The organism is Herbiconiux sp. FW305-C-125, assembly GCF_058783455.1.
The window spans coordinates 919,096-935,674 of record NZ_JBYSYO010000001.1 but is presented as its reverse complement, the minus strand read 5'-3'; the positions used below and the strand labels follow the sequence as shown (position 1 = coordinate 935,674).

14 protein-coding genes are annotated in these 16,579 nt (G+C 69.9%); 10 read left to right on the top strand and 4 right to left on the bottom strand.

The window, feature by feature from the left end:
* Positions 1-37 precede the first annotated feature (37 nt).
* Positions 38-2,194 (bottom strand): hypothetical protein, encoded by a 2,157-nt coding sequence (locus tag AC3WLB_RS04820; protein ID WP_492503786.1) that lies wholly within the window; start codon positions 2,192-2,194, stop codon positions 38-40.
* A 223-nt stretch (positions 2,195-2,417) separates the two neighbouring features.
* Here AC3WLB_RS04820 and sucC point away from each other — a divergent pair, with 223 nt between their 5' ends.
* The 9 genes from sucC to AC3WLB_RS04775 all read left to right on the top strand — a co-directional run bounded on the left by sucC (position 2,418) and on the right by AC3WLB_RS04775 (position 13,913).
* Positions 2,418-3,593 carry an ADP-forming succinate--CoA ligase subunit beta gene (gene sucC / locus AC3WLB_RS04815; protein ID WP_022897251.1) on the top strand — a complete coding sequence of 392 codons (1,176 nt, stop codon included), beginning with the start codon at positions 2,418-2,420 and terminating at the stop codon, positions 3,591-3,593.
* A gap of 17 nt (positions 3,594-3,610) precedes the next feature.
* Positions 3,611-4,513: a succinate--CoA ligase subunit alpha gene (gene sucD / locus AC3WLB_RS04810; RefSeq protein WP_492503783.1), complete on the top strand. Its 903-nt coding sequence runs from the start codon at positions 3,611-3,613 to the stop codon at positions 4,511-4,513.
* Positions 4,514-4,617: 104 nt separating this feature from the next.
* Positions 4,618-5,130 (top strand): hypothetical protein, encoded by a 513-nt coding sequence (locus tag AC3WLB_RS04805; RefSeq protein ID WP_492503781.1) that lies wholly within the window; start codon positions 4,618-4,620, stop codon positions 5,128-5,130.
* A gap of 74 nt (positions 5,131-5,204) precedes the next feature.
* Positions 5,205-6,566: a cell division protein PerM gene (locus AC3WLB_RS04800; RefSeq protein ID WP_492503779.1), complete on the top strand. Its 1,362-nt coding sequence runs from the start codon at positions 5,205-5,207 to the stop codon at positions 6,564-6,566.
* Between the two features lie 2 nt (positions 6,567-6,568).
* Positions 6,569-7,162: a phosphoribosylglycinamide formyltransferase gene (purN, locus tag AC3WLB_RS04795; RefSeq protein WP_492503777.1), complete on the top strand. Its 594-nt coding sequence runs from the start codon at positions 6,569-6,571 to the stop codon at positions 7,160-7,162.
* Positions 7,159-8,805, top strand: a complete 1,647-nt coding sequence (purH, locus tag AC3WLB_RS04790; protein WP_492503775.1) for a bifunctional phosphoribosylaminoimidazolecarboxamide formyltransferase/IMP cyclohydrolase — start codon at positions 7,159-7,161, stop codon at positions 8,803-8,805. The genes purN and purH overlap by 4 nt, the downstream gene beginning before the upstream one ends.
* A gap of 68 nt (positions 8,806-8,873) precedes the next feature.
* Positions 8,874-10,082 (top strand): dimethylargininase, encoded by a 1,209-nt coding sequence (gene ddaH, locus AC3WLB_RS04785; RefSeq protein WP_492503773.1) that lies wholly within the window; start codon positions 8,874-8,876, stop codon positions 10,080-10,082.
* A 181-nt stretch (positions 10,083-10,263) separates the two neighbouring features.
* A complete protein-coding gene (locus tag AC3WLB_RS04780; protein WP_492503771.1) occupies positions 10,264-12,108 on the top strand; it encodes an ABC transporter ATP-binding protein in 1,845 nt (614 codons plus the stop codon).
* The gene (locus AC3WLB_RS04775; protein WP_492503769.1) at positions 12,105-13,913 is read left to right on the top strand and encodes an ABC transporter ATP-binding protein; all 1,809 of its coding nucleotides are present in this window, start codon (positions 12,105-12,107) and stop codon (positions 13,911-13,913) included. Before AC3WLB_RS04780 ends, AC3WLB_RS04775 begins: the two co-directional genes overlap by 4 nt.
* Before the next feature lie 36 nt (positions 13,914-13,949).
* Here AC3WLB_RS04775 and AC3WLB_RS04770 read toward each other — a convergent pair whose 3' ends face one another.
* Genes AC3WLB_RS04770 through AC3WLB_RS04760 form a run of 3 tightly spaced genes read right to left on the bottom strand, consistent with a single transcriptional unit; the run spans position 13,950 to position 15,168 of the window.
* Complete coding sequence (locus AC3WLB_RS04770) at positions 13,950-14,360, bottom strand: hypothetical protein (RefSeq protein ID WP_492503767.1); 411 nt, start codon at positions 14,358-14,360, stop codon at positions 13,950-13,952.
* Positions 14,357-14,719, bottom strand: coding sequence for an MGMT family protein (locus AC3WLB_RS04765; protein ID WP_492503765.1), 363 nt, complete (start codon positions 14,717-14,719; stop codon positions 14,357-14,359). The genes AC3WLB_RS04770 and AC3WLB_RS04765 overlap by 4 nt, the downstream gene beginning before the upstream one ends.
* Positions 14,716-15,168: a GNAT family N-acetyltransferase gene (locus AC3WLB_RS04760; protein ID WP_492503763.1), complete on the bottom strand. Its 453-nt coding sequence runs from the start codon at positions 15,166-15,168 to the stop codon at positions 14,716-14,718. Before AC3WLB_RS04760 ends, AC3WLB_RS04765 begins: the two co-directional genes overlap by 4 nt.
* 116 nt (positions 15,169-15,284) lie before the next feature.
* Between AC3WLB_RS04760 and AC3WLB_RS04755 the strand changes: the two genes are divergently transcribed.
* Positions 15,285-16,502 carry an NADP-dependent isocitrate dehydrogenase gene (locus AC3WLB_RS04755; RefSeq protein WP_492503761.1) on the top strand — a complete coding sequence of 406 codons (1,218 nt, stop codon included), beginning with the start codon at positions 15,285-15,287 and terminating at the stop codon, positions 16,500-16,502.
* The last annotated feature ends 77 nt before the right edge of the window (positions 16,503-16,579 follow it).

Genomic DNA, 16,579 nt, shown 5'->3' with positions numbered 1-16,579 from the left:
GCGCGGTTCGGCACGGGTGACCCCATCCCGGGCCCGCTCAGCCCCGCCCGAAACGACGGACTTCCGGCGCCATTGACGGCAACGACGGACCCTGAGCCCGTACCTGCGCCGAGCCTCCGTCGTTCTGGTTGCGGAGGGCCGCGCGCGTTGTCCGGCCTGCGCCGCCGGTGGGGCGCCCGCCCGGCGGGGTGCGGGGCGCCGGCGGGTGGGTCAGCGCCAGCGGCGGGTGGCGGCGGCCACGCCTGCCAGGCCGGCGATGATCGCCAGGACTGCCAGCGTGGTGGACATCGCGGTGGGCAGGGCGGCGGTGCCGGTTTGCGCCAATTGCGCGGGCTGGGTGGGCTGCGGGGGCGCGGGCTGTGCCGGCGGCTGCGTCGTCGGCGGCTGTGGGGGCGGGCGGCGTCGGAACACCAGGGGGAGGGGTCACCGCCACCGACTCCGACTCGTGCACTCGGTGGTCGGCGAACGGCGGCACCAGCACCGCGGGCGCGGGCTCTGTCGCAGTGCGCCCTGCCGAGTTCGCGGGTCGCCCTGTCGGGTGCGTCGCAGCGGAGCCGGCAGGCGCCGAGAGACCGGAAGCGGCGGGTGAAGGTGAGGCCGAGCCGGGGGAGGAGAACACGAAGTAGTAGAAGCCCGGGGCGGGGACGTCGATGCAGGGTGAGGCGTGCTCGCCGTCGGTCGCGATCACCGTGGTGACCGTGCCCGCGACGGGGAAGTCGGCCCAGCCCTCGGGGGTGGTGCCCGGTTCGGGTCGGGTGGCGAGCGGGCCGAGCAGCGTCGAGGTGACCGTGATGGGGTCGGCGCCCGTCGGCAGCCCCGAGACGACCAGGCGGTCGTGTACGCATTCGTGGCCGGTGACGGACGACGTCGACGCGACGGTCGCGATGGCGGGAGCGGCGGGCACCACCGTGGTCTCCTGTGCCACGCCGAACCGCGACGCCCACCCCCGCAGCCGGTCGCCGCCCTTCTCGAGCGGTGTTCGCGCCGGGTCGATCGAGTCGATCCACACGTAGAAGCCGGACGCCGGCAGCACGCACGGCGGCGACTCGACGGTGCCGGGCCCGCTCTCGACGAGCGTCTCCACCGTGCACACCACCGGGGCGTCGGCCGGCGCCACCTCGTTCTCCTCGGGCCGCTTCGGGTACGGCCCGAGGAGAACGCTCTCGATCACGACCGGGATGGGCGCGAGCGACCCGTCGGCGGTCTCGTACACGCCCCACTCGCCATCCGTCTCCGAGTCGGCATCGACACCCAGCTCGAGGAAGTCGGTGATGCTCACGCCGGGCTCGGCGACCGGCGCGCTCGTGACCGTCTGCACACGCGGCCGGAAGGGCAGCCCGGTGGGTGCGGTGCGCGCATCCGCCGCCTGCGCCGTGGTGGGGTAGGGATTCGTGACGAGCAGGTTCTGGCTGTCGCCGGTGTTGCGGCCGAGCCGGAACCCGGGCCCGAATGGCAGGTCGACGTACTCGACCGTGACCGATACCTCCTCGGTCGCCCCCGATTGCTCGGGGTGGATGCGCGTGACCACGCCGTTGCCCACCATCGCCGTGCGCGTGCCGTCGTCGAAGGTGGCGCCGTGCAGCGCGACGCGCCCCCGAAAGGATGCCGGCGGGAGAGTCTTCGCCCCGGCCACGTAGTCGACGGTGAGCTGGGACACCACCGTGCCGTTCGCGCCGTCGAGATCGAGCGCCACCGAGGCGGTCGCCCCGCGCGACGCTCCGGACGGCCCGTCGGCGAGCCCCAGCATGTGGTCGGCAGTCGCGAGCACCGCGTCGGCGTCGTCGTTCGCCCGCTGGGCGAAGTAGGCCTGATCGTGCCCGGCCAGCCCGGTGATGCTCCACACCGCGAGCTGTGCCGCCGCAGCCGTCAGCGGATCGCCCGGCGCACCCCAGTTGCGGGAGATGAAGGCCAGCCGCGCCGAGTCGTCGGCCGGGAACCAGCCCGCCGCCGCGCCGTCGACGTAGTCGAAGTCGGCGGCGTGCGGTGCCGGCCGCGCCACATCGATGCAGTACCCGTGGTTGCCGTCGTCGAGCTCGTAGTTGCCGAGCCACGAGGTGTGATCGACCCGCCACAGCACCCCTTGGCCGTGGGCGACGGCTTGCACCGCCCGGGCGGATACCCCTCCGGCGAGGGCGAGAGAGATGGCGAAAAGGCTCAGCAGGGCGGCGAGGATGGTGCGGGGGAATCGGTTCATGAACCCAGGGTGAAGGGCGGGCATCCGCTCGGAGCCGCTGCCCGGGAATCTGTGGAAACGGGAGTCTCGAGGCCCGGTTGGGGAGGACGAGACGGCCCCTGGCGCGGGGGTAGAGTTCTAGATGGTGTCCGGAGCGATGAAGGGGAACCTTCTCTTCGTCGAGCCTTGAGTCATGTGCCCCGACCACATGGGGCGACGAGAAGAATGCGATTGGAAGTCCAGCGTGGATCTATTCGAGTACCAAGCCCGAGACCTGTTCGAGAGCTACGGTGTGCCGGTGCTGCCGGGAATCATCGCCGACACGCCTGACGAGGTCAAGGCAGCGGCCGAGAAGCTCGGCGGGGTCACCGTGGTGAAGGCCCAGGTCAAGGTCGGCGGCCGCGGCAAGGCCGGCGGCGTGAAGGTCGCCAAAGACCCGGAGGCCGCGTACGAGGCGGCGCAGAGCATCCTGGGACTCGACATCAAGGGCCACGTCGTCAAGCGCGTGATGGTCGCCGGTGGCGCTCGTATCGCGCAGGAGTTCTACTTCTCGGTGCTGCTCGACCGGGCCAACCGCTCCTACCTCTCGCTGACGAGCTACGAGGGCGGCATGGAGATCGAGCAGCTCGCCGTCGAGCGGCCCGAGGCGCTCGCCCGCATCGAGGTCGACCCGATCGCCGGCATCGACCTCGACACCGCGACGCAGATCGCGAAGGACGCGAAGTTCCCGGAGGAGCTGATCGAGAAGGTCGCCCCCGTCTTCGTGAAGCTCTGGGAGGTCTACAAGGGCGAGGACGCGACCCTCGTCGAGGTCAACCCGCTGGTGCTGACCGAAGAGGGCGACATCATCGCCCTTGACGGCAAGGTGAGTCTCGATGAGAACGCCGGCTTCCGTCACCCGAACCACGAGGCGCTCGAAGACGCCGACGCCGCCGACCCGCTCGAGGCGAAGGCCAAGAAGAACGACCTCAACTACGTGAAGCTCGACGGCGAGGTCGGCATCATCGGCAACGGCGCCGGACTCGTCATGTCGACCCTCGACGTCGTCGCCTACGCGGGCGAGAAGCACGGCGGCGTGAAGCCGGCGAACTTCCTCGACATCGGCGGCGGAGCATCCGCCGAGGTGATGGCCAACGGCCTCGACGTGATCCTCGGCGACGAGCAGGTCAAGAGCGTGTTCGTCAACGTGTTCGGCGGCATCACCGCGTGCGACGCGGTCGCCAACGGCATCGTGGCCGCCCTGGGCATCCTGGGCGACACCGCATCGAAGCCGCTCGTGGTGCGCCTCGACGGCAACCGGGTGGAGGAGGGTCGCGCCATCCTGCGCGAGGCCGCCCACCCGCTGGTCACCCTGGCATCGACGATGGACGAGGGCGCCGACAAGGCCGCCGAGCTGGCCGCCGCCGCGAGCGCGAAGTAAGTAGAGGACGAAGAGCTATGTCGATTTTTCTGAACAAGGACTCCAAGGTCATCGTGCAGGGCATCACCGGCGGTGAGGGCACCAAGCACACCGCCCTCATGCTGAAGGCCGGCACCCAGGTCGTCGGCGGTGTCAACGCCCGCAAGGCCGGCACCACCGTGAGCCACACCGACAAGGACGGCAACGCGGTCGAGCTGCCCGTGTTCGGCACGGTGAAGGAGGCCATCGAGGCCACGGGCGCCGACGTGTCGATCGCGTTCGTGCCGCCGGCGTTCTCGAAGGACGCGATCGTCGAGGCGATCGACTCCGAGATCCCGCTGCTCGTCGTGATCACCGAGGGCATCCCGGTGCAGGACTCGGCCGAGGCCTGGGCCTACGCCAAGGCCAAGGGCAACAAGACCCGCATCATCGGGCCGAACTGCCCCGGCATCATCACGCCCGGCGAGTCGCTCGTGGGCATCACCCCGGCGAACATCACGGGCAAGGGCCCGATCGGGCTGGTCTCGAAGTCGGGCACCCTGACCTACCAGATGATGTACGAGCTGCGCGACCTCGGATTCTCGACCGCCATCGGCATCGGCGGCGACCCCATCATCGGCACCACCCACATCGACGCACTCGCGGCGTTCGAGGCCGACCCCGAGACGAAGGCGATCGTCATGATCGGCGAGATCGGCGGCGACGCCGAGGAGCGCGCGGCCGACTTCATCAAGGCGAACGTCACGAAGCCGGTCGTGGGCTACGTGGCCGGGTTCACCGCGCCCGAGGGCAAGACGATGGGCCACGCGGGTGCCATCGTGTCCGGCTCGGCCGGCACCGCCCAGGCCAAGAAGGAGGCCCTCGAGGCCGCCGGCGTGAAGGTCGGCAAGACCCCTAGCGAGACGGCTGCCCTCCTCCGAGAGGTCTACGCCGCCCTCTAGGCGTTCGAAAACGCAAACGTCGCGGCAAGCGAGCCCCTCCAGGAGCCGGTTGCCGCGACGTTTGCGTTTCTGAACCCGGGTGCCAGCCCTGGCAGAATGAACGCATGACGCAGACGCAGGCCGAGCCGAATCTGTATCGGCGGCTGCGGCACCAGCTCGTCACCCCGGAGGCGATCTACGGCACCATCATCGTCAGCGCCCTGATCGTGCTCGCCGACGACGACGAGAGCGACTTCGATCTGCTGGTCGTGGTCGCCGCCACCAGCTTCGTGTTCTGGATCGCCCACGTCTTCGCCGCGACGGTCGCCCACCACGGCAAGCGCGACGGCGTCGAGATCCCGATCGGCGAGGCCCTCGGCAACGCCGTGCGGCACTCCTCGGGCCTGCTGATCGCCGCGATCATCCCGATCCTCGTGCTGGCCCTGGGGGCGACGGGCATCCTGTCCGAGGAGCTCGCCTACGTGCTGGCGCTCTTCGTGGGCGTCGTCATCCTGTTCGTGCTCGGCACCCTTGCCTTCGCCGAACGCGGCAGCCGGTGGTACCTCTGCCTCCTCGGCGGGCTCGCGACGGCGCTCCTCGGTGTGGCCGTCATCCTGCTCAAGGCCATCTTCCACTGAAAGGTCGGCTTCCACCGAGCGGGCGAGCGCGCCGCCGACGGATGCCCAGCCCCGGCGGGTAGGCTCGGCCACGCATGAATCGCCCAGTCACCGCTCTGCTCGCCGCCCTCGACGCGGTGATCGTCGTCGCAATCGGCGTGGGCATCCCGCTCATCCCGCTGACGATCCTCTGGGCGACCCAGTTCGGCCTCGCCGTCGACTGGCTCGCGTTCTGGCGCGCCTCGGGTGATCTCTGGCTCCTCGGCAACGGGGTCGACGTGCTCTTCACGATCGACCCGCAGCTCGCCCTCCGGCTGGCCCTCGACGGCGCACAACTGCCGTTCGAGGTCGGGATCGCGCCGCTTGGCCTCGCGGTGGTGACCGTGCTGCTCGGTGCACGGTCGGGCCGGCGCCTCGCCGCGACTCCCTACCCCGTCACCGGGGCGGTCGTGGGCGTGCTGAGTCTCGGCGCCCTCGGCGGTCTCGTGGCGCTCGGGGTGACGGATGCGTCGGCCCGCCCGTCTCCGGCCCAGAGCGTGCTCTACCCCGCCGTCGTCTACGCGATCGGCCTCGCCATCGGGTACGCCTGGATGACGCGCCGCACGGCGTCGCGGGAGCTCGGCGCGGATTCGGGCATCCGTCGCCGGTGGAGCACACGGTGGGCGAGCGTCGACGCGGGCGACCGCGGGCTGGTCGCTCTTGCCCTCCGGGCCGGGGCGGTGGCCGCAGCCGGCGTGGTGGGCGTCGCCGCGGTGGCCATGGCGCTCATCCTCGTCGTCGGCTTCAGTTCGATCGTGGCACTCTACGAGAGCCTGCAGGCCGGCATCCTCGGGGGTGTCTCGCTCACTCTCGCCCAATTGGCGCTGCTGCCGAATCTCGTGATCTGGACGGCGAGCTGGTTCGTCGGCCCCGGCTTCGCCCTCGGCACCGGCTCGGCGGTGTCGCCGCTCGGCACCCAGCTCGGCCTCGTGCCGTCGTTGCCGGTGTTCGGCGCGCTGCCGACCGGCACGCCGGCACTCGGCTTCGTGGGCCTCCTCGTGCCGATCGCCGTCGGCTACCTCACGGCGGCGGTGCTGCGGCCCGCCTTCCTCGCGTCGCTGCGCGGACACCGCGCGGGCGGTGGTGCACGCGGAGTACGACTCGTGCTCACGGCCGTGGGCGGTGGGGCGGTGGGTGCGAGCATCCTCGCCCTGCTCGCACTCTGGTCGGGCGGTGCGGCCGGGCCGGGCCGGCTGGCCGACGTCGGGCCGGATGCGGGCTGGGTGTGGCTCTGGGCATTCGTCGAGCTCGCCATCTCGATGCTGCTGGGGCTGGTCGCCGGCGCAGGTTCGCGCACGAGTGACGCGGCAGCCGCCGCCGGCTCGGGCGGAGGCGGGGCGGAACGCGGCCGCGACGGTTCGGGCGCGAGCGCTCCCGTTCCCCGCGCGGGCGGCCCGGGCGCTGCCGATACACTGTGATGGTGCTCTCGCTCCTGGTTCTCATCTCGGGGGGCGGCTCCAACCTCCGCGCGCTCCTCGAAGCGTCCAGCGACGCCGAGTACCCCGCCCGGGTGATCGCCGTCGGCTCCGACACCGACGCTCCCGGGCTCGCACACGCCGAGGCGTTCGAGATCCCGAGCTTCACCGTCGTGCCGACCTCGTTCGAGAGCCGTGAGGCGTGGGGCGCCGAGCTGCTGGCGCAGATCGAACGCTGGTCGCCCGACCTCGTGGTGTGCGCGGGATTCATGCGCATCCTGCCCCCCGCCGTCGTGGCGGCGCTCACCCCGCGGCTCATCAACACGCATCCGGCGCTCCTGCCCGCGTTCCCCGGCGCCCACGCCGTGCGCGACGCGCTCGCAGCAGGCGTCGACACCACCGGCGTGACCGTGCACGTGATCGACGAGGGCGTCGACACCGGTCCGGTCATCGTGCAGCGCGCGGTGCCCGTCGAGCCCGGCGACACCGAGCACGAGCTGCACGAACGCATCAAGTCCGTCGAACGCGAACTGCTGGTGCAGGCCGTGCTCGACATCGCCAACGGAGCAGTCGACCTCGAGGAGATAGCAGCACGATGAGTGGCCCCCAGCACGACCCGAGCCTCTACACGCACCGCGACCTGGTGCCGATCAGCCGGGCGCTGATCTCGGTCAGCGACAAGACGGGGCTCGTCGAGCTGGTGCAGGCACTCGCGGCGGCCGGTGTCGAGATCGTGTCGACCGGGTCGACCGCCAAGACCATCGCCGAGGCCGGCGTCGCGGTCACGGAGGTGTCGAGCGTCACCGGGTTCCCCGAGTCGCTCGACGGCCGCGTGAAGACGCTGCACCCGGGCGTGCACGCCGGCATCCTGGCCGACCTGCGGCTCGAGTCGCACAAGCACCAGCTCGCCGAGCTCGGCATCCGGCCGTTCGATCTCGTGGTCGTGAACCTCTACCCCTTCCGTGAGACGGTGGCCTCGGGCGCGGCCCCGGATGCGGTGATCGAGCAGATCGACATCGGCGGGCCCGCCCTCGTGCGTGCGTCGGCGAAGAACTTCGCGAACGTCGCGATCGTGGTGTCACCGTCCCGCTACGCCGACGTGGTGGCGGCCCTCGGCGTGGGCGGCACCGGGCTCGAGGTGCGGCGCGGGCTCGCGGCGGAGGCCTTCGCGCACACCGCGGCCTACGACGGCGCGGTGGCCGCGTGGTTCGCCGAGCAGCTGGGCGCGGCGCCTGCGCCGGCGGATGCCGCCGAGCCGGTCGCCACCGCGACGGATGCGGCTGCCGCCTTCCCCGACACCCTCGCCGTGTCGGCCGCCAGGGCCCAGACCCTGCGCTACGGCGAGAATTCGCACCAGCAGGCGGCGCTCTACGTGCGTGACGGCGGCCACGGCATCGCGCAGGCCGTGCAGCTGCACGGCAAGGAGATGTCGTACAACAACTTCGTCGACGGCGACGCCGCCGTGCGCGCCGCCTACGACTTTGCCGAGCCCGCGGTCGCGATAATCAAGCACGCCAACCCCTGCGGCATCGCGGTGGCCGACCCGGATGCCCCCGACGCCATCGCGTCGGCCCACGCCAAGGCGCACGCGTGCGACCCGGTGTCGGCGTACGGTGGGGTCATCGCGGCCAATCGCCCGGTCACGCTCGCCATGGCCGAGACGGTGAAGGACATCTTCACCGAGGTGCTCATCGCACCGGCGTTCGACGCGGATGCGCTGGAGCTCTTGCAGACGAAGAAGAACCTGCGCCTGCTCACCCTGCCCGAGGGGTACGGGCGCGAGGGCGTCGAGTTGCGGCAGATCAGCGGCGGCTTCCTCGCCCAGACCCCGGACGTGTTCGACGGCTTCGACAGCTCGACCTGGACTCTCGCGGCCGGCGAGCCCGCTGACGCCGAGACGCTCCGCGACCTCGAGTTCGCGGGGAAGGCCTGCCGGGCCGTGAAGTCGAACGCGATCCTGCTCGCCAAGCACGGCGCATCCGTCGGTGTCGGTATGGGGCAGGTGAACCGCGTCGACTCGTGCCAGCTGGCCGTGACGCGCGCCGGTGATCGCGCCGCCGGTTCGGTGGCGGCGTCGGATGCGTTCTTCCCGTTCGCCGACGGAGCGGAGGTGCTGATCCGTGCGGGCGTGAGCGCCATCGTGCAACCGGGCGGCTCGGTGCGCGACGCCGACGTCATCGAGGCGGCGCGCGCCGCCGGGGTGACGATGTACTTCACCGGCGAACGGCACTTCTTCCACTGATCCCACTCCGAGCCCGCGTTCACCGGCCTCGCTGGAAGCGCCCAGGCAGTATCACCTAAGGTCGTCACATGTCATCGTTCCGGCTCCGGTCGCTCACCGCGTCGGTGGCCGCTGCGGCCGTGATCGCGGTGGTCGCGCTGGTGGCTGCCATGCTCTCGGTGTTCATCATCAAAGGACAGGCCTACCAGGCATTCGGTTTGGGGTTCTCGTACTTCATCGACGGCACGATCGTGCTTTTCGTGCTCTCGGCGGTGTTCGGTCTGACGGGTGCATATCGGCGCTGGTACACGGCGCTGGCTGCCGGAATCGTGTCGGCCGTGATCGCAGCAGTGGTGGGTACCGGCGTAGCCTCGCTGGCAAACGGTGCGATGGTGAGCGGCGACTTGATCGGCCAGCTGTTCGTGACCGTGATCGGCGCCAACCTCGTGTTCGAACTCGCCGCGGTGATCACCTCCGTCACCCTGGCCCGCCGCATCCACGCCCATATCGCGATCGACGAGCAGCAGGAGGTGCTGCGCAAGAAGTACGTGCTGGTGCGCCGCCCTGCGGAGTCGCTCGCGCAGGGCATCGTCACCCACCTCGAGCGCAGCGAGATCGACGTCGATCTCGCCGAGGAGCAGTGGGAGGAGTACGTCGCGGCGCTGACCGGCGGCGGCTGGGACCCGGTCGAGGTGCCCACCGCGGACGACCTGCCCGATTCGGTGTTCATCGAGGACACGGTGGTGATGTTCGGCGCCCTCGCGGTGCTGGCGAGCCCGGGCGCCGAGTCGCGGGTGGCGGAGCTGCCGGCGGTGGAGGAGAGCATCCGCTCGCTCGGCATCGAGACGAAGCGCATCGAGCGGCCCGGAACGCTCGACGGCGGCGACGTGCTGAAGGTGGGCACCACTGTCTTCGTCGGCCGTGGCGGCCGCACCAACTCCGACGGCATCCGGCAGTTGCGCAAGATCCTCGCGCCGCGCGGGTATTCGGTGGTGGCGGTGCCGGTCACCAAGGCGCTGCACCTGAAGAGCACCGTGACGGCCCTGCCCGACGGCACGGTGATCGGCTACCGGCCGTTGGTCGACGACCCGTTCATCTTCGACCGCTTCCTCGAGATGCCGGAGCCGAGCGGGGCGCACGTCGTCGTGCTCACCGACGACACGGTGCTCGTGGCCGCCAGTGCGCCGGAGTCGGCGCGCTTGATCGAAGGGCTCGGCTACCGCGTCATCTCGGTCGACATCTCGGAGTTCGAGAAGCTCGAGGGCTGCGTCACGTGCCTCTCGGTGCGCGTGCGCTGAGCCGCCACCGAATTCGGTATTGCGCTGCCGGCGGGCCCGGCTATAGCCTGTAAGGCTGCCGCGACGCCCACCCCCGGAGAGGGGGTGTTCAGCACGCCCCGACGACGCCGGTCGGGGAATCGAGTTGCGCGGCTGTGCGTTGTGCCACGAGCGCGACGTTCGCTTTCTACGAGGATGCACGATGTCTGAGACCACCAGCCCAGCCGCCACCGGAACGGTGGCCACGCTGAAGCGGCTGCACCCGTTCGTGCGGCAGGCGCTGCCGCGCATCTACGTGGCCATGGTGGTGTCGCTCGGGGCCAGCGTGGTGGCGCTCGCGATCCCCCAGGTGCTGCAGTGGATGGTCGACGGCCCGCTCGCCGACGGCGACGCGAGCCAGATCTGGCTCGCCGCCGGCATCGTGCTCACGCTCGGCGTGCTCGAGGCGCTGCTCATCGGCGCGCGTCGCGCCCTCGTGCTCACGCCGGGAACGCATGTGGAGGCGCGGATGCGCAACGCGCTCTACGCGCAATTGCAAGACCTGCCCGTGGCTTTCCACGACCGCTGGCCCAGCGGGCAGCTGCTCTCGCGCGCCGTGAGCGACCTCAACCTGATCCGCCGCTGGCTCTCGTTCGGGCTCGTGCTGCTCGTCGTGAACGTGCTCACGCTCATCGGCGGCATCGTCATCCTGCTCTCGCTCAACTGGGTGCTGGGGCTCATCTTCGCGGCGGCGGCGGTGCCCGTCATCGCCTACGGCCTCGCGTTCGAGCGCAAGTACTCGGATGTCGCGCGCCGCAGCCAAGACCAGGCCGGCGACCTGGCGACGAGCGTCGAGGAGTCGGTGCACGGTATCCGCGTGCTGAAGGCCTTCGGCCGGAGCCGGTACGCGCTCAAACGATTCGAGCGACAGGCCGAGCAGCTGCGCGGCACCGAGATCGAGAAGGCCAAGGCCATCGCGGGCATCTGGCTCTACCTCACCCTCATCCCCGACCTGGCGTTCGGACTGTGCCTCGTGGTGGGCGTGTGGCTGGCCTCGACCGGCGCCTCCTCCGTCGGCCAGCTCGTGGCGTTCTTCGCCACCGGCACGGTGCTGCTCTTCCCGATCTGGTCGATGGGCTACTTCCTCGCCATGACGCTCGACGCCAAGACCGCCACGTCGCGCTTCTTCGAGGTGATGGACTCGGTGAACACGATCGAAGATCCGGCCGAACCCGTGCACGTCGTCGACGGGCAGGGCGAACTGCGCTTCGACGACGTGCACTTCCGGTACCAGGACGCACCCGAGTCGTTCCCCGACCTGATCGACGGCGTCACCCTCACGGTACGGCCGGGGGAGACGATGGCTCTGGTCGGGCTCACCGGTTCGGGCAAGTCGACGCTCACCGCGCTGACCACGCGCCTGTACGACGTCACGGGGGGAGCCGTGCGCGTCGACGGGGTGGACGTGCGCGAGCTCAGCCGCGACGACCTGCGCAGCCGCATCGCGATGGCGTTCGAGGAAGCGACTCTCTTCAGCCAGACCGTGCGCGAGAACGTGCTGCTCGGCCGGCCCGACGCCTCCGAGGAGGACTTGCGGGAGGCGCTCGAGATCGCGCAGGCGACCTTCGTCGACGACCTGCCCCAGGGGCTCGACACGAAGGTGGGTGAGGAGGGGCTCAGCCTCTCCGGCGGCCAGCGGCAGCGCCTCGCGTTGGCGCGGGCCATCGCGGCGCGGCCGAGCATCCTGGTGCTCGACGACCCGTTGTCGGCGCTCGACGTCGACACCGAGGCGCTCGTCGAGGCGGCGTTGCGGCGCGTGCTCGCCACCACAACCGCCCTCATCGTGGCGCACCGGCCCTCGACCGTCGCGCTCGCCGACCGCGTCGCCCTGCTCGAGAACGGGCGCGTCACCGCGGTGGGCACCCATTCCGAATTGCTGGTGAGCAGCCCGCACTACCGGTTCGTGATCTCGAGTTTCGACGCCGACGAACGCGCCGAACAGCGGGAGACGGATGAGCGTGCGGCAGCCGCACGACACGATCGCACCACGAAGGAGGTGGCGTCATGACCTCGGTGCTCGGGGTGGAGGGCGAGGAGCGCGACGACTTCTCGCGCACCGAGAGCCGCCAGATCCGGCAGCGCTCGCTGCGGCTGCTCGGCTCGCTCGTGCGCCCGATGCGCGGCCGGCTCGTGGTGAGCATCGTCGCCGTGATCATCAGCACGATCTCGCAGGTCGCCGGCCCGTCGATCATCGCCTACGGGATCGACACCGGCCTGCCGGCGCTGCTCGACCAGAACTGGCTGCCCGTGGCGCTCGCCGGGGTGGCGTACCTGCTGGCGGGCGTCGTGGGCGCTCTGCTGATCGCCTGGTTCACCGTGCTGTCGGCGCGCATCAGCCAGGCCATCCTGTTCGACCTGCGCAAGCGCGTCTTCCTGCACACCCAGAAGCTGAGCCTCGAGTTCCACGAGAGCTACACCTCCGGGCGCATCATCTCGCGGCAGACGAGCGACCTCGACGCCATCCGCGAGTTGCTCGACTCGGGCATCAACCAGCTCGTGCAGGGCGTGCTCTACATGGCGTTCACCGCCATCGCGCTGTTCCTGCTCGACGTGGAGTCGGGCTTCATCCTGCTGGCGTCGCTGGTGCCGCTCATCATCCTCACCCGATGGTTCCAGCTGCGCTCGCAGCGGATGTTCCGGCGCACGCGCGTCGTGTCGGCCCGGCTCATCGTGCACTTCGTCGAGACCATGACCGGCATCCGCGCCGTGAAGGCCTTCCGCAAGGAGAAGCGCAACGAGGCCGAGTTCGGTGAGCTCGTCGAGGACTACCGTGAGGCGAACGCCCGCGTCATCAAGCTGTTCGGGGTGTACGACCCGGGGCTCGTGCTGATCGGCAACGTGGCGGTGGCCGTGGTGCTTCTCGTGGGCGGCTTCCGGGTGGTCGACGGCGGTCTCGAGATCGGCGTGCTGCTCGCCGCGGTGCTCTACACCCGGCGCTTCTTCGACCCGATGGAGGACATGGCGATGTTCTACAACGGCTACCAGAGCGCCACGGCCGCGCTCGAGAAGATCTCGGGCGTGCTCGAGGAACAGCCGAGCGTGCCCGACCCCGAGCGCCCCGTCGACCTCTGGCAGTCGACCGGCGCCGTCTCCTTCGACGACGTCGAGTTCGGGTACACCGCCGACCGGCCGATCCTGCCCTCGTTCGACCTCGTCATCCCGGCGGGGCAGACGATCGCCCTCGTCGGGTCGACCGGAGCGGGCAAGTCGACGCTCGCGAAGCTGATCTCCCGGTTCTACGACCCCACCCGGGGCCGGGTCACGCTCGACGGCATCGACCTGCGCGACCTGCACCCGAAAGACCTCCGCCGCGCGATCGTGATGGTGACGCAGGAGGCGTACCTGTTCTCGGGCACGGTCGCCGACAACATCGCCATCGGCAAGCCCGAGGCCAGCCGCGACGAGATCATCGCCGCAGCGAAGGCGGTGGGTGCCGACGAGTTCATCCGGGGCTTGCCGAACGGCTACGAGACCGACGTCAACAAGCGCGGCGGCCGGGTCTCGGCCGGGCAGCGGCAGCTCATCTCGTTCGCGCGGGCCTTTCTCGCCGACCCGACCGTGCTCATCCTCGACGAGGCGACGGCCTCGCTCGACATCCCGAGCGAGCGACTGGTTCAGGATGCACTGCAGACGCTGCTCGCCGACCGCACCGCGATCATCATCGCGCACCGGTTGTCGACGGTCTCGATCGCCGACCGGGTGCTCGTGATGGAGCAGGGGCGCATCGTCGAGGACGGCACGCCCGAGGAGCTCATCGGCGGCACGGGGCGCTTCGCCCAGCTGCACGCCTCGTGGCGGGAATCCTTGGTGTGATCAGGGCCGAGGCCCTGATCACACCAGCGGTACCGATCAGGGCTTCCAGGCGAAGTACTGGGAGCCGTACATGAACGAGATGTGCCAGCCGTCTTGGCAGGTGAGCGCCGAGGTGTCGAGGGCCTGAGGCCACCAGGTGTCGTCGAGCGGCGGCTTGTTGTCGGCGATCGACGGGTCGCACGGGCCGCCGATGGGCTCCGGAGCGGGGTCGCCGAACTGCATGATCGCGGCACCGGTCTCGGAGTTCTCCTTGATGCGGATCATCTGCGCGTCGTCGGGCACCCAGGAGGGGATGGCGATCGTGGCGCTCGACGCCTTCGCATCGGCAGTCGTGGGGTACAACTGGGTCTCGATGGGCGGAGTGATGGCGTTCGCCAGCGTGCAGCCGGTGAGCGAGGCGACGAGTCCTGCCGCCGCTAATCCGGCGAGAAGCGCTCGTCTGTTCATCGGCTGTGGGGGATCCTCTCCTGCTGGGCATCCGGGTGCAACGGCTGCCACCGTGCTACAGCGTACTCGACTGCATACCCCGGTTCCCGCGAGATCGCTCGGAGCGGGGTGCCTTCGGCCTCGTAGAACTCCCGGGCGCGCGCTTCGTGACCGGCCGGCGGCAGCCCGCCCGAGCGCACCACGCGCCACCACGGATGCCCGCTGCCATACCGGCTCATGACGGTTCCGACCGCTCGGGCGGCCCGCGTGCCGAGCAGGGCCGCCACATCGCCGTAGCTCAGCACCTTGCCGGGCGGAATGGAGTCGACCAGGTCGAGCACGTCGTCGACGAAGGAGCCCTCTGCCGGCTCCTCGCTCACAGGTCGAGCGCTGCGATCGTCTCCCCGTACGGCGTCTCGCCGATCGGCACGAAGCCGAGCTTCTCGAAGAACGCGGCCGGGCCCGCCTCGCCCTGTTCGAAGATCACCGTGATCCGGTCGAAGCCGCGCGACCGGGCCTCATCGGCCAGAGCCAGCACGGCGAACCGCCCCACGCCGTGGCCCTGCGCGGTGGCGGCCACGTTGATGCGCCAGATGCATCCGCGGAACTCGACCTCCTGCGCATCCGGATCGAAGTTGCCCATGATGAAGCCGACGACCTCGTCGTCTTCGAGCACGACGCGCGGCCAGGCGGTGCTGGGGTTGACGTAGGCCTCGGCGATGGAGTGGGAGACCGGAGCGACGAACTGCTCCTGGCCGGGCTTCAATGACAGCGTGTTCGCGGCCACGATGTTCGATGCCGACAGCTCTTCGAGCCTCAGTTCACTCATGCTCTCAGGCTAACGGTTGCGTCCGACCCGCGCCAAGATATCTCGATGTCGAGATATCTCGGGAAACGGGTAAACTGGCTGATGGCCCATTTCCGGCGGCTGTCAAGGGAGCTGAATTGCAGAAGATCAAGGTTGAAGGCACGGTCGTCGAGCTCGACGGCGACGAGATGACGCGCATCATCTGGCAGGCCATCAAAGACACGCTGATCCACCCCTACCTCGACGTGAACCTCGAGTACTACGACCTCGGCATCGAGCACCGCGACGCGACCGACGACCAGGTCACCATCGACGCGGCCCACGCCATCCAGAAGCACGGTGTCGGCGTGAAGTGCGCCACCATCACCCCCGACGAGGCCCGCGTCGAGGAGTTCGGCCTGAAGAAGATGTGGAAGTCGCCGAACGGCACCATCCGAAACATCCTCGGCGGCGTCATCTTCCGTGAGCCGATCATCATCTCGAACATTCCGCGCCTCGTGCCGGGCTGGAACAAGCCCATCATCATCGGCCGCCACGCCTTCGGCGACCAGTACCGTGCCACCGACTTCGTGTTCAAGGGCAAGGGCAAGCTGACGGTGGAGTTCACGCCGGAAGACGGCTCCGAGCCGCTGAAGTTCGAGGTCTACGACGCGCCCGACGACGGCATCGCGCAGGTGCAGTACAACCAGGACGCGTCGATCCGCGACTTCGCACGCGCCTCGCTCAACTACGGCCTCAGCCGCAACTACCCGGTCTACCTCTCGACGAAGAACACCATCCTCAAGGCCTACGACGGCCGGTTCAAGGACATCTTCCAGGAGATCTTCGAGACCGAGTTCAAGGAGCAGTTCGACGCCGCCGGCCTCACCTATGAGCACCGCCTCATCGACGACATGGTCGCCTCGGCCATGAAGTGGGAGGGCGGGTACGTCTGGGCCTGCAAGAACTACGACGGCGACGTGCAGTCCGACACCGTGGCGCAGGGCTTCGGCTCGCTCGGTCTGATGACGAGCGTGCTGTCGACGCCCGACGGCTCGGTCGTCGAGGCGGAGGCCGCGCACGGCACCGTCACCCGGCACTACCGCCAGCACCAGGCCGGCAAGCCGACGTCGACCAACCCGATCGCCTCGATCTTCGCCTGGACCCGTGGCCTCGCCCACCGCGGCAAGCTCGACGGCAACCAGGAGCTGATCGACTTCTCGCTCACCCTCGAGGACGTCGTGATCAAGACGGTCGAGTCGGGCAAGATGACGAAGGACCTGGCGCTGCTGGTCGGCCCCGACCAGCCCTACCAGACCACCGAGGAGTTCCTCGCGACGCTCGACGAGAACCTCCAGGCGCGCATGGCCGCCTAAGCTCCCGCGCCCGCGTCGAAGGCCCCCGCCGCTCTGCGGTCGGGGGCCTTCGTCGTCGTTGCCGCTGTGCGGCCGAG